The sequence below is a fragment of the Roseovarius sp. JB2-10 genome (assembly GCF_055693585.1).
Map to the genome: position 1 here is coordinate 3,749,195 of NZ_CM146337.1, position 12,609 is coordinate 3,761,803.

Below are 12,609 nucleotides of genomic sequence, written 5' to 3' on the forward strand. Positions count from 1 at the left end.
CGGTCCAAATCAACGCGCTCGCTCTATTCAGCCGGGGCGGGCGCGGCACGGGCAAAGATCGTCTCGTTGCCCTTTTCGGGATGACGCGGGATCAGCATCGCCAGCAACAGCGACACGAAAGACATGCCCGCCGCCATCATGAAAACAGCCGCGGGCGAAACCAGCCAGAGATATCCCAGAAGCGCGGGTAAAAACACGGCTGCGATGTGGTTGATGGTAAAGGCCACGGCGGCCGTGGGCGCGATATCCCCCGGGTCCGCAATCTTCTGGAAATAGGTTTTGAGGGCCAAGGCCATGGAAAAGAGCAGATGGTCGACCACGTAGAGCGTCGCCGCGAGCAAAACGCCCCAACCAAAGAAGTAGATGCCCCCATAGGCCAGAAACACGAGAACCAGACCGATATATTCGAATATCAACGTATTCCGCTCACCGAAACGGTGAACCGCGCGCCCGATCAACGGGGCAAAGATCATATTGGCCACCAGGTTGATCATGAAAAGCGAGGTAACTTCATGCACCTCAAAGCCGAATTTTTCGACCATCATGAAGCCCGCAAAGACAATGAAAATCTGCCGCCGCGCACCCGCCATGAACTGCAATGCATAGTAGAGCCAGTAGCGTCGCCGCAGGATCATCTTTTTGACCTGTGGGTTGGGCGCTTCGAACTGCGGATAGGCAAAAAGCGCAAAGAGCGCCAGGGCCACCGTGACACCACCTGCCGCCATGTAAACGGTGTTGTAGCTGAGCCCCAACGCCTCCCACGTGAGGACGATCAGGACATATGCCACCAATGTCGCCGCCGATCCCGCCGCAACCAGCCAGCCCAGCACCTGTGGCGCGCGGGCTTTGTCCAGCCATTGCAGCTGCAGCGACTGATTGACCGTTTCGTAGTAGTGGAAACCGATCGAGCTGAGCATTGTGATGGTCAAAATACCGCCCAATGAAGGGAACCACGCCGTGATGGCCGTTGCGGCCCCCAACAGAACCAGTGACACAAGTCCCAGCACCTGTTCGCGCATGAAGATGATGATCGCGATCACGCCGATGGCAAAAAAGCCGGGGATTTCGCGCACCGTGTGCAGCCAGCCAATATCCGAGCCGTCAAACCCGGCCTGCTCGATCACAAAGTTGTTGAGCAGGGCCGACCATGTCGAGAACGCAATCGGCATAGCCGCTGCCATCAAAAACAGCAGCGTGATCGGGCGCCGCCAGAAAGGCAGGTTTTGCGCCTCGGACAGGGGGACGGTTTTGGTCATATACTGTCCTTACGCCCATCACGCGGTCTTGGCGAGTGCTGGTTCTGTGCGTCAGATCACATCCCATTGTACCGATATGCGGCCAACATTGTATGGCCCCTCTGGTCCCTGCCCCTGCATTGCGCTAGCGATTGGCCATTAAGCTGGCAGAGGTGTCACATGCCCAAGATCAAAATTGCATTGAATGGTTTCGGCCGCATTGGCCGCACAATCCTACGAATTCTCATGCAAAACGGGCAGGATTTCGAATTGGTGCTGATCAACGAAATCGAAAATCTGCAGACCTGCGCCTACCTGTTTCAATATGACAGCGTCTTTGGTCCCTTCCCCGGGTCTGTTGAAACCGGGGAAAAATCGCTGACGGTCAACGGGCAGACCATCCCGATTCTGGATGCCGCGGACCTCAGCACATTGGACCTTTCCGGCATTGATCTGGTGCTGGAATGCACCGGCATGGGCGGCGCTCGCGCGGTCGCCGAACGCGGCCTTGCGGCGGGCGCCAAGGCGGTTCTGGTCTCCGGGCCATCGTCAGAGGCCGACATCACGCTTGTGATGGGCGCCAATGAAGCAGATCTGGGGCAGGAGAAGATCATCTCCAACGCGTCCTGCACCACCAACGCATTGGCCCCGCTGGCCAAGCTGCTGGATGACGCCTTTGGGGTGATCAGCGGTCAAATGACCACGGTGCATTGCTATACCGGGTCCCAACCCACCATCGACAAGCCCCGTCAAACCCCCGAGAGATCCCGTGCCGCGGCGCTTTCCATGGTGCCCACAACCACCTCTGCCCAGCATCAGACGGGCCTTGTCCTGCCTCACCTCAAGGGCCGGATCGAAGCCCGCGCCATCCGGGTGCCGACGGCCAGCGTGTCCGCCATTGACCTGACAGTGCAGACCCGAGAAACCGTATCCGAAACGGCGGTCAACGACCTGCTGCAAACTGCTGCGGCAAAAAACACTGTCTTCGGGTGGACAGACCTGCCGCTTGTCTCCGCGGATCTGCGGGCGCGCCCTGAATCCATCGTGATGTCAGGCCGCGAGACATCTGTGTCGACAGGTGGCCTGCTCCGGGTCTTCGGCTGGTACGACAACGAATGGGGCTTTTCGCAACGCATGCTCGATATGGCGGGGTTGATCGGCCGCCGGTAGACAGATGGGGTTGCGGGGAACGCACAACGCGCACGGTGTTGATCTGTCGACCGCTTTCTTCCACACTCAGGACTGCCGAGACCACCATCTTTGGGAACCCCATGAAAGTCGCAACCGCCGCCTACCCTTTGGACCCGCTGGCCACGTGGTCGGACTACACCGACAAGCTCACGACATGGGTGTCTGATGCCGCGTCAAACAACGCGGATTTGCTGGTCTTTCCTGAATACGCGGCGATGGAACTGGCGATGCTGGCGGGACCTGATGTTGCCGCTCAGCTTGAACCGTCCCTGCATGCCGTGTCCGAGCGTATCGCCGAGGCCGACGCCATTCATGCGGACCTGGCTAAATCGCACGGCGTTCACATTCTGGCCGGCAGCGCACCGGTGTTTGACCCCGAAATCGGGCCTCGCCCCGTCAATCGTGCGCGTCTTTTCACCCCGTCGGGCGCGTGCGGCGTGCAGGACAAACAAATCATGACCCGGCTTGAACGCACGCCGATGCAGATGTCCCCCGGGGGGCCGCTCCGTCTCTTCGATACCGCACTCGGCAAAATCGGCATCCTGACATGCTATGACACTGAGTTTCCTTTGTTGGGGCGGGCACTTCTGGATGCTGATCTGATCCTGGCCCCGTCCTGTACCAAGGCGCTGTCCGGCTATTGGCGGGTGCGGATCGGGGCCATGGCCCGAGCCTTGGAAAACCAATGCGTCACGGTGATGTCCTCGCTTGTCGGTTCGGCCACATGGAACCTGGTCGCCGACGCGGGCACAGGGACGGGTGGTGTTTTTGGCCCCCCTGATGCGGGCTTTCCCGACACAGGCATCCTGGCCGTTGGACAAATCAACGCGCCCGGGTGGACCTATGCCGATGTTGATCTCGACGCTATTGCGCATGTCCGCAAAGACGGCCGCGTTCTGGGTCGCCATCATTGGCCCGAACAGACAGGCCGGGACGACCATGTCACATCTCACCCACTCCGGTGATTATCCCCTTGAAAATCATCCAAAACAGGCCCATTTAAGGGCGCGTTCCGCTATCATGCGGAAATCTTAACGTAGGAGAGACCATGGCCAAGGAAGAATTGCTCGAATTTCCCGGTGTCGTAAAGGAACTCCTGCCCAACGCGACATTTCGGGTCGAGCTTGAAAACGGCCATGAAATCATCGCGCACACGGCAGGAAAAATGCGTAAGAACCGTATCCGGGTTCTGGCAGGCGACAAAGTGCAAGTCGAAATGACACCCTATGATCTGACCAAGGGTCGGATCAACTATCGCTTCAAGTAACGGCGATGTCTGCCCTCCGAGACGCGGTTTCCGTTTTTCGGCTATGGGGCGGAATCCAAGCGATAACATGCGCCTGATCCTCGGCTCGGGCAGCCCACGGCGTCGCGAGTTGCTGGCCCAGTTGGGCATTGTCGCAGATGATGTCAGAGTCCCTGACATCGACGAAACGCCCTTCAAATCCGAATTACCCCGTCCGTATTGCATCCGCATGGCGTGTGAAAAAGCATGGGCCGTCCCCTGCGATGGGGGTGATATTGTCTTGTCGGCGGATACCACCGTGGCGTTGGGCCGCCGCATTTTGGGTAAGCCTGCAGATGCCACTGAGGCCGCGCAGTTTCTGCTGGCGTTGTCCGGGCGGCGGCACAAGGTGATCACCGCCGTGGCCGTCAGACGCGATGACACGATCTGGCAAAAGGTCGTGGTCACCGACGTCAAGATGAAGCGTTTGTCGGATCAGGAGATCAACGCCTACCTGGCCAGCAATGATTGGCAGGGCAAAGCAGGCGGATATGGCATTCAGGGCCCCGCGGGCGCGCTGATCCCGTGGATTCAAGGCTCCTTCACCGCTGTCGTCGGCCTGCCGCTGGCTGAAACGGCTGGCTTGCTGCAGGCCGCAGGTTACCCCCTTTACGAGGACCGCACATGAAAGGCCGCATGATCGCATTGGACCATCTGAACGAGACGGAAGTGGCCGCCTTGCTGGTCGATGGGCGGCTTGAGGATTTGATCGTCGAAAATGACGCGCCGGCCCCGGGCACCATATACAGGGCCGTGGCCGGTCGACCGGTCAAAGGTCAGGGCGGGATGTTTGTAAACACGCCCGAGGGATCAGGTTTTTTGCGCCAAGTCAAAGGCTTGGCGCCCGGAGATGTTCTATTGGTTCAAGTGACTGGATACGCCGAACAAGGCAAAGCCCTGCCGGTCACACAAAAGCTGCTGTTCAAGAGCCGCTACGCCATCATCACCCCCACCGCACCAGGCATCAACATCTCCCGCGCGATCAAGGATGACGACACGCGCGACGAATTGCTGGTCGTGGCGCGTGGTGAAATGGAAGTCAGTCAGATGGGGGTGATCCTGCGATCCTCATGCGCGGAGGCAGACCGCGAGGAGATTGCCGAGGATATCGCGCAGATGCTGGCGCTGGCCACCACAGTCACCGGTGACGCGGCCGGCACAGAGCCTGAAAAGCTGATCGATGGCGACGGCCCCCATACGCTGGCCTGGCGCGAATGGACCGAACCGGCAAGCGTTGCAAGTGACGCAGGCTGCTTTGGCGATCTGGGTGTTTTGGACCAGATAGATGCTCTGAGCGACACCAAAGCGCCGCTGTCGGGTGGCGCATCGATGTTTGTGGAACCCACCCGCGCGCTGACGGCGGTGGACGTAAACTCCGGATCAGACACGTCGCCCGCGGCCGGCCTGAAGGCCAACCTGGCAGCCGCCAGGGAACTCCCTCGCCAATTGCGCCTGCGTGGGATCGGCGGCCAGATCACAATGGACCTGGCGCCCCTCAACAAAAAAGACCGCCGTCAGTTTGAAACGGCTTTGCGCGCGGCCTTCCGGGCCGATCCTATCGAAACGGCGCTTGTCGGCTGGACCCCGTTGGGGCACTTTGAACTGCAACGCAAGCGTGACCGGATTGCCCTCAGCGAGGTCCAGATATGAGCTGCCCGATCTGTGAAAAACCAACCGAAGCAGCCTACAGACCATTCTGCTCCAAACGGTGCGCCGATATCGATCTGGGCAAATGGCTCAAGGGAGATTACGCGGTGCCCTCCCACGATCCGGAAGATATCGAAGAGGCACTCGAGCAGTCGTTGCAGCAATCCCCGCAACAGTCGGAAAAACCACATTGAAAAAGTTGCACACCCCTCTGGACACCCTGCCCCGCCTCGCCTAGAACGCCTGCACCCGAACGCCCATGCGTTCCCCGTGCCCGGGTAGCTCAGGGGTAGAGCAGTGGATTGAAAATCCTCGTGTCGGTGGTTCGATTCCGCCCCCGGGCACCAGTTCAACTTCCAAAGACGAGTAACTACATAGGTTGAGGCCCTATAAAATTGGGCTTTCGTGCTTCCGGTTGTCCGAAAGAGTTTTCCATGGTTCAGCCACATTCCGCCAGATTGGGGGCATTGTCGAATTAGTTGTTTGTAGGATGTCCCCAAACTTCAAAGGCTTCGCAAAGTCGGATTGGCATAGTGACGATTGCTATGACGCGCACGAATGTCCGCTTTGCCGAAACCGAGTGGTAGATTTGTTGACATATCGAATGGCAGCTTTGGACCATCCAAAACAAAGTAAAGTGGATTTGGTACTGACATGCTGCGCCTGTTCCGGCGGCGTCAATGAGCCCAAAGTAACGAACGATACAAGACGCAGGAACGACTGTTTTCGTGACACGTCTCCTTTGGCTGAGAAGGCGCGTCGGATATAAAGGACCTCTTCATTTACTGAACAGTCTCGCCGGGATTTATACCTCAGGCAGCAGCGATTTCACCGATCGGTTTTATGACAGAAAAATCCCCACGCGGATCAGTCTAGTCTGACTTACATTTTGACCTTTTCCGGACCGCGCAAAGAAAGCCGAGCGAACCCAGCAGTAACGGCAATCCGGCTGGTAATGGTACTGGCGTCGGTGACACGGGGTCCCTTGGATCAATCCAAAAATTGTTGACAACATTCGAGGCCTCGTTCGTGATAAAAAAACCATCCGGAAGAAGGAAGGCCGGACCATCTGTTGCCAACGAAGCTGTGAGTAAGCTCGAAAACTCGGCATCTGCGGTTCCGTCAGGAGCCTGTGCACTAACGGTTGTCGTATAGTTGATCGACAAGCTGAGCGAGTCCACGCCGGGCTGGACCAGAAAATTCTGAGTTTGGTGCCGACGACCGAGTGTAAAAAGCGCTGGATCAGACGGTCGATTCTCAAGAACCTCGAGTCGGTTTTGGTATAGCCCTATGTCTTCGTTTGCGCCTGGTCGCGAGCTGTCGGCCGTAAAGGTAAGATCATAGCTGACCGACGTGCCCGCGTTATTTGTGGAATTTGATGGCACGTTCTGAAATGCCAAAAGGGTAAAATCAAAGACGGCCGCGACCTCAATAGGCCCACCTGTGTAACCAACAGGTGCGCTGATCTGGAATGTATCCGACCAGAATCCCCGTGCAAAAACGCTGCTTCTTGCACCGTTAGAAACCGCTCTGGCTTCAATTCCAGTGAAGCCACCACCTGCAATTGCAGTTGATGAGGAGCCGCATGTGTTTGCAGTGTTGGAGCCGGTTCCACCTTCCCGTATGATTTGATTGGTTGGGCTTGTCTGATTTTCGGCGTAGCCGACGCAACTGTTGTCCAAGACACTGACAATAGTTGCGGCCTGCGACAGCGGAGCTATGCCAATTCCACTGAGCACCACCGCACTCGCCACCGCCCACTGAAAGCGCATCGCAACAAATCGAAACATTAACTTCCCTCCACCAAAAATCTTTAAATTAAAGTTATCGGGCAATGCGTAGCATGAGGGAAAGTCAGATGCATACTACAGGTGTTGTATGGGGAAAGCTTCAAGTGGACGTGATTAACGCCAAACTAAACTTCCGCCCATGGCCGACAAAAAGGTTTCGCGGTGCGAATAAGGCAGCATGAAGCCTGCATTCTCGATGTCGGAAAGAGAGACCTGATCGGGAAAGTCGTCCCTGAAACGACGGATATCGTCAACTGATACGGCCTGATCGTGCCGTCCATGCAAGATAGAAATCGGGGCGCGACATCGTTTCAAATCATCAGACCAGTCGCTGATTGCCATCTCAAAATCCTCGGCAATCAAGTCCAGATCCTGAGCGAACCGCGAGCGCATGCTTTCATCAAACTCTTCGACAATGTCTGATTGTTTCAGAAACTCTAAATCCGGCGTGTAGGGTGACATCTGACGTCCGTGGACGCGTTCTACCCCGCCAATTTTCCAGGCGCGTATTGAGAGATGCATCAGCAGTCGAAATAGCTTGGGTGAGGCCTTTCGTGCCCGAATGAAGGCTGCGGATAGTTTGGAATTTGAATTCTGGACTGAAAGGTACGGCAATGGGGGCATGCCTGACACCAACAAAATGTCAGACACACGGTCAGGAAGCTCACTTGCAAGGCCAATGGCATATCCGCATCCTGTATTCTGCGCGACGATCCGCGCTTTGGATACGCCCATTTGATTCAGGAAACTTTCAACGTCTTTCGCATAGCATTGCTTATTCGACTGACCAGGTGGCGCAGGGTCCGTTCCACCATATCCCGGGCGACATAGCGTCGCCACACACAACCCCCGTTCATGGAAGTCCTTTTCGAGTTTAGCTGGAAAAGTCCGCATCGTGACATTGGGGACAACGACTATCATTTCGCCTGCGATATCCCCCGCCAAGAACGCTTCGACTGATCTTCGTTCAGGGCGCAGCATATCGGCGCGTTTTCGGTTGGGGTGTGACGCGGCCTTGGCGATTGGAGTTAGCTGATCCAGGAAGTGAGAAATTGTGAGCACTTTACTGACGAGATCAGCTTGACGGTTTACACCAACTTTCTTCATCACAGAGTGAAACTGGGTACGAAGTGTCTTGATTGATTTATCAGTCTCTTCGGCTACTGACTTTAGATCCTTTCCGTTCAGAAATTTTTCAAGAATAGATTGCTCTGCTTTTGTCATGCCAAAGAAATCGGCCACACGCGCGATAATCCGGCGTTGCATTGTGCTATCGACCACAAAGATCAGACTGAAGGGATTGTTTGCACCTTCAAGCATGGCCGGAATAATTGCCAAAGTGATCGTGGCATCAGAGCCCGATCGCAGCGCGCCAACAAGTCGAATTTCTGCTTTGGAGTTTGTTCGGTCAGCGTGCGTTGGCAGCACATCAGACACCTTTTGCCCATCGGTGGTGAGCAAATCGATGGTGTCTATATTATCATCGGGAAATACGCTGAATTGCGCAATCGCAGCTTCGTTCATACGGACAATTCTGCCTGTGGCTGAGACCACTAATGCAGCATGGGAAAAGTTCGAGATCAATGCCCTTAGCTTAAGGTCTATCCGATCAGCCAAGTCCTGTTTTGTGAGAGCGGCAAGCGCCTGATCGACCTCAATTTCAGAAGCCAGGGTAAAGTCACAAATCTCGCTATGGTCACCATCAGATTTTACTTTTTCTACCCATGCTTCAATGATGTCGTCGAAACTACGGTCATCTGAAGCAAAGTGAGCGAGCTCGTTCAGGCTGCTGTCGGTTTGATGATTTTTTCGCCTACTCATGTTGAAATTTGATTGCACAAAAATGGGTTCCGGCGCAAGAAACACACATATTACCCCATGCTTCCAGCGGTCGAAAATTTAATGAAGCGGACAGTCCTGTGATCGTTCTTATCGGCCGTTTCGCCCGCGAAATGAACATTCGTCCTCAACCTGATTTTTTGCATGCAGTGAAAGTCCGCTATGCGGGCTGCAACCGCGGCATGGCAATCGCTCGTAGCATGTCAACTTTGGGCCGTGTAGGGACAAAACCGGCTTAGTGCGAACGGCGCTTCGATTTCACACTACCACCCTTAGCGGCCAAAGCTGCAGCGGCGCGAGCGCGGTTTTTCTTGCTACTGGGTTTGCCCTTTGGAGGTGGCTTGCCCTTTGTCGCGTCTTTACGGGTTTTGTGGCTTTTCCCTTTACGGAAGGCTCTGGCTTTCTTGTCTGCCTCATCCTTTGTCGTCGGAGTTGCGGTTGATCGACGACGAACAGGGGCATCCAGGGGCTTGTCAGGCAGGTCTGCTTTAGGACGTTGATCCGAAGCCTTTTGCGGCTTGCGATCTTCGGGTTTGGGTTTGCGGCGGCGGGGAACTGGCGCATCGTTCCATTCTACCGGCGTCGTATCACCCTTACGATGCCGTGGCTTGCCTCTGGTGGTGCGATTGGACTTGGGCCGCTCAAAGGCGGGAAGGTCCGGGGCCTTATCCAAGCGCACAACGTCTTTGGAGCCTTCGATTTTCATGCCGGGACCAACTGCGGCAAGAAAGCCCGCAACAGAAGCCTCGCGGATTTCTACGTATGACAAATCATCCACGATGCGGATGGCGCCGATATCGTCCTTGGTCAGATTACCCGCCTTGCACACCATTGGCAGCAAATGGCGCGGCGACGCATTTTGATTGCGTCCTTCTGACAGTGAGAACCAAACGCTGGGGCCAAATTCCCCGCGCGGCTTGGCTGGTGCAGCGTTCACCGCACCCAGTTCCTCGGGCGCTGAATGGCGCAGTTTGTACTGGCGCAGGTAAGCAGCGGCGATCTGCTCGGCGCTGAACTTTTCGATCAACTGATCGACCGACGCGCGTTCACTTGCGGCAATTTCCACGTACCAGTCATCCGCTGCCAGCATCCGCACCTGATCGCGCTCATTGACCTCTTCTGCTGAGGGTGCTGTGCCCCACTCCGCCATGAGCTTGGCGAATTTCAGAATGCGTTCTGCTTTCTTGCGCGAAGACGGCACGACAACCAATGCACTGACACCTTTGCGCCCGGCGCGACCTGTGCGGCCTGAGCGGTGCAACAGGGTTTCATGGCTGCTCGGCAGTTCGGCATGGACCACAAGATCAAGATTGGGCAGGTCAATTCCACGTGCGGCAACATCGGTTGCCACGCAAACCCGTGCCCGCCCATCACGCATGGCTTGCAACGCATTGGTGCGCTCGCTTTGGGTCAATTCACCCGACAAGGCAACAACGGAAAACCCACGGTTCGACAGGCGCGCGGTCAGGCGTGCCACCATCGCACGGGTATTGCAAAAGACGATCGCATTTGGTGCTTCATAATAGCGGAGCAGATTGATGATCGCGTTTTCCCCGTCGCGCGGCGACACCATCATGGCCCGATATTCAATATCGGCGTGCTGGGTCCGTTCGCCGGTCGTGCTGATACGTTCGGCATCCCGCTGATACCGTGTTGCGAGGCCGGCAATCGCGCGTGGTACAGTGGCAGAAAATAGCAGGGTTTGACGGTCTTCGGGCGTTGCATCCAGGATGAATTCCAAATCTTCGCGAAACCCCAGGTCCAGCATTTCATCTGCTTCGTCCAACACCACGGCGCGGATAGCTGTCAGATCAATCGAGCCGCGCATGATGTGGTCGCGTAACCGCCCGGGCGTGGCAACAACGATATGTGCCCCACGCGCCAATGCACGGCGTTCATCGCGCATGTCCATGCCGCCGACGCAGGATGCCAGAAACGCGCCTGTATCGGCATAGAGCCAACCCAGTTCTCGTTTTACCTGCAAGGCAAGTTCCCGGGTCGGCGCAATAATCAAGGCCAACGGGGTGCCCGCCGACCCAAATGCGTCTTCGATGCCCAACAATTTAGGAGCAATAGCAAGGCCAAAGCCTATGGTTTTCCCTGATCCCGTTTGTGCCGATACCAGCAAATCACGCCCCTCAAGCTCAGGTGCGGTGACGGCCTGCTGAACTGGCGTCAAACTATCATAGCCCTTTTGGGCAAGCGCATTTGCGATGGTCTGTTTCACGATGATGTTTCTTCGTATTGGCGAGGTGACGTGGGCTGAGCCGTATTGCAATCAGCGCATCATCCAAGGGTAAAAACAGCTCTCTACCGGGTGCCTCCGGCATTGTATAGCGAAGGTTTTGTTACCTCATCAAAACCATCTGTGCTCGACAGTTCAGATGTAGAAGGTATTGAGCGGCAGGCTTTTGCGTTCAAAGAACCGACATGCCTGGTCGTTCGGAGGCAAGGCGTAGCCGTATGCGACGCGCTGTACGGCTCTCAATGCCATCAGCGTTGTGAGAATTGATCAGCTTGCGGACTGCACAGAGTCAACCAACGTCCGGTTTCATTTGCTTCGCCACAGCATCACCTATGAGGTTCAACGCCTGGGATGGGCCGAAAAATTCAAGGTGATGGGGAGAAGGATGCTTCATTATCCAAACGGTATATTTGAACTCTTCCCAATCAAAGACGGCTAGACCAAGTGTCGGGCAAACCAGGCCGCGGGTCTCATTTCTTTGAAGGGCGCCCAAAATGCTCGGTTAACAGATCAAACACCAAGCGGATCTCGCCGCGCTGTGTGCAGTTCCGAATGGGTGGCCAGCCAAACCGGAAACTTGAAAGGTTCCATGTCCGGTAAAATCTGCTCTACCCCAGGTGTCATTGTACCAACTTCATCCATCATCGGGGCGATCCCGAACCCCTGTCGCACCATCTCCCAGGCCACGATCCCGTTGGCCGAGCCGATCCGAAAATTGTCCGGACGAACAGGGATGCCCGCTGGCTCAAGATAGCCGATCATCTCGTCAACCGAACCGAAGCTGACGAAATCCAACTCTGTCAAACCCGCTAGATCCGTAGGGCGCCGGACACGGTCCAGATAACTCGACGCGCCGTAGAAATTCGCCGTTACCTCCGTCACCAGTTTGGCGATCAGATCCGGCTGGGTCGGGCGCACATGACGGATCGCAATATCCGCCTCCCGGCGCTGAATGTCGCGGATCTCGTTTGAGGCCACCACGTCGATTTTTAGTCGCGGTGCCACGGCGCGGATTTTCTCCAGAACGGGCGGCAGCAAATAGGCCGACATTACATCCGCCGCGGTGATCCGCACTTGTCCTTCAATGGTCTGAGATTGCCCGGAGGCCACAAGCGAAATCCGGCTCGCCACATTGGCCATGTCGCGGACATGATCCAGTAATTCAGCCCCAGTCCCGGTCAAAGTCAGCGATTTACCGACACGTTCAAACAGCATCACGCCCAATGCCTTTTCCAGCGCAGCAATCTGTCGGCCCACTGTCGGCTGTGTCTGCCCCAATACCCGGGCCGCTGCGGAGAGAGACCCCTCTTCAACGGTTGCCAAAAACGCCCGCACCTGATTCCAGTCGAAGCTGATTGCCTGCCAATTCATGCATTA

Annotated in this window: 11 protein-coding genes and 1 tRNA gene; 7 read left to right on the forward strand and 5 right to left on the reverse strand. The window is 56.3% G+C overall.

Features of this window, described 5'->3' with window-relative positions; all coding sequences use genetic code 11:
• Positions 1–23: 23 nt before the first annotated feature.
• Positions 24–1,256, reverse strand: a complete 1,233-nt coding sequence (locus ACZ1HJ_RS18600) for an MFS transporter (RefSeq protein ID WP_472720117.1) — start codon at positions 1,254–1,256, stop codon at positions 24–26.
• Positions 1,257–1,415: 159 nt separating this feature from the next.
• On the opposite strand from ACZ1HJ_RS18600, the gene ACZ1HJ_RS18605 reads away from it, so the two are divergent.
• From ACZ1HJ_RS18605 to ACZ1HJ_RS18635, 7 genes are all read left to right on the forward strand, one after another.
• On the forward strand, positions 1,416–2,405 hold the full coding sequence (locus ACZ1HJ_RS18605; protein WP_472720118.1) for a type I glyceraldehyde-3-phosphate dehydrogenase: 990 nt from the start codon (positions 1,416–1,418) through the stop codon (positions 2,403–2,405).
• Positions 2,406–2,506: 101 nt separating this feature from the next.
• Positions 2,507–3,391: a carbon-nitrogen hydrolase family protein gene (locus ACZ1HJ_RS18610; protein WP_472720119.1), complete on the forward strand. Its 885-nt coding sequence runs from the start codon at positions 2,507–2,509 to the stop codon at positions 3,389–3,391.
• Between the two features lie 83 nt (positions 3,392–3,474).
• Complete coding sequence (gene infA / locus ACZ1HJ_RS18615; protein WP_007205486.1) at positions 3,475–3,693, forward strand: translation initiation factor IF-1; 219 nt, start codon at positions 3,475–3,477, stop codon at positions 3,691–3,693.
• Between the two features lie 67 nt (positions 3,694–3,760).
• Positions 3,761–4,339 carry a Maf family protein gene (locus tag ACZ1HJ_RS18620; RefSeq protein WP_472720120.1) on the forward strand — a complete coding sequence of 193 codons (579 nt, stop codon included), beginning with the start codon at positions 3,761–3,763 and terminating at the stop codon, positions 4,337–4,339.
• On the forward strand, positions 4,336–5,361 hold the full coding sequence (locus tag ACZ1HJ_RS18625; RefSeq protein ID WP_472720121.1) for a ribonuclease E/G: 1,026 nt from the start codon (positions 4,336–4,338) through the stop codon (positions 5,359–5,361). The genes ACZ1HJ_RS18620 and ACZ1HJ_RS18625 overlap by 4 nt, the downstream gene beginning before the upstream one ends.
• Positions 5,358–5,552, forward strand: a complete 195-nt coding sequence (locus ACZ1HJ_RS18630) for a DNA gyrase inhibitor YacG (protein ID WP_472720122.1) — start codon at positions 5,358–5,360, stop codon at positions 5,550–5,552. Before ACZ1HJ_RS18625 ends, ACZ1HJ_RS18630 begins: the two co-directional genes overlap by 4 nt.
• A 78-nt stretch (positions 5,553–5,630) precedes the next feature.
• Positions 5,631–5,705 (forward strand) — tRNA-Phe (locus ACZ1HJ_RS18635).
• 525 nt (positions 5,706–6,230) lie between these two features.
• Here the strand turns inward: ACZ1HJ_RS18635 and ACZ1HJ_RS18640 are convergent.
• The 4 genes from ACZ1HJ_RS18640 to ACZ1HJ_RS18655 all read right to left on the reverse strand — a co-directional run bounded on the left by ACZ1HJ_RS18640 (position 6,231) and on the right by ACZ1HJ_RS18655 (position 12,603).
• A complete protein-coding gene (locus ACZ1HJ_RS18640) occupies positions 6,231–7,148 on the reverse strand; it encodes a VPLPA-CTERM sorting domain-containing protein (RefSeq protein ID WP_472720123.1) in 918 nt (305 codons plus the stop codon).
• A gap of 114 nt (positions 7,149–7,262) precedes the next feature.
• Positions 7,263–9,014 (reverse strand): bifunctional helix-turn-helix transcriptional regulator/alpha/beta hydrolase, encoded by a 1,752-nt coding sequence (locus ACZ1HJ_RS18645; protein WP_472720124.1) that lies wholly within the window; start codon positions 9,012–9,014, stop codon positions 7,263–7,265.
• 208 nt (positions 9,015–9,222) lie between these two features.
• Positions 9,223–11,214: a DEAD/DEAH box helicase gene (locus tag ACZ1HJ_RS18650; protein WP_472720125.1), complete on the reverse strand. Its 1,992-nt coding sequence runs from the start codon at positions 11,212–11,214 to the stop codon at positions 9,223–9,225.
• Positions 11,215–11,742: 528 nt separating this feature from the next.
• The gene (locus ACZ1HJ_RS18655; protein WP_472720126.1) at positions 11,743–12,603 is read right to left on the reverse strand and encodes a LysR family transcriptional regulator; all 861 of its coding nucleotides are present in this window, start codon (positions 12,601–12,603) and stop codon (positions 11,743–11,745) included.
• Positions 12,604–12,609 lie beyond the last annotated feature (6 nt).

Coding starts and splice junctions, on each gene's coding strand:
- ACZ1HJ_RS18600 (WP_472720117.1), bottom strand. CDS start 1,256: ATGACCAAAACCGTCCCCCTGTCCGAGGCGCAAAACCTGCCTTTCTGG.
- ACZ1HJ_RS18620 (WP_472720120.1), top strand. CDS start 3,761: ATGCGCCTGATCCTCGGCTCGGGCAGCCCACGGCGTCGCGAGTTGCTG.
- infA (WP_007205486.1), top strand. CDS start 3,475: ATGGCCAAGGAAGAATTGCTCGAATTTCCCGGTGTCGTAAAGGAACTC.
- ACZ1HJ_RS18605 (WP_472720118.1), top strand. CDS start 1,416: ATGCCCAAGATCAAAATTGCATTGAATGGTTTCGGCCGCATTGGCCGC.
- ACZ1HJ_RS18610 (WP_472720119.1), top strand. CDS start 2,507: ATGAAAGTCGCAACCGCCGCCTACCCTTTGGACCCGCTGGCCACGTGG.
- ACZ1HJ_RS18640 (WP_472720123.1), bottom strand. CDS start 7,148: ATGTTTCGATTTGTTGCGATGCGCTTTCAGTGGGCGGTGGCGAGTGCG.
- ACZ1HJ_RS18630 (WP_472720122.1), top strand. CDS start 5,358: ATGAGCTGCCCGATCTGTGAAAAACCAACCGAAGCAGCCTACAGACCA.
- ACZ1HJ_RS18655 (WP_472720126.1), bottom strand. CDS start 12,603: ATGAATTGGCAGGCAATCAGCTTCGACTGGAATCAGGTGCGGGCGTTT.
- ACZ1HJ_RS18625 (WP_472720121.1), top strand. CDS start 4,336: ATGAAAGGCCGCATGATCGCATTGGACCATCTGAACGAGACGGAAGTG.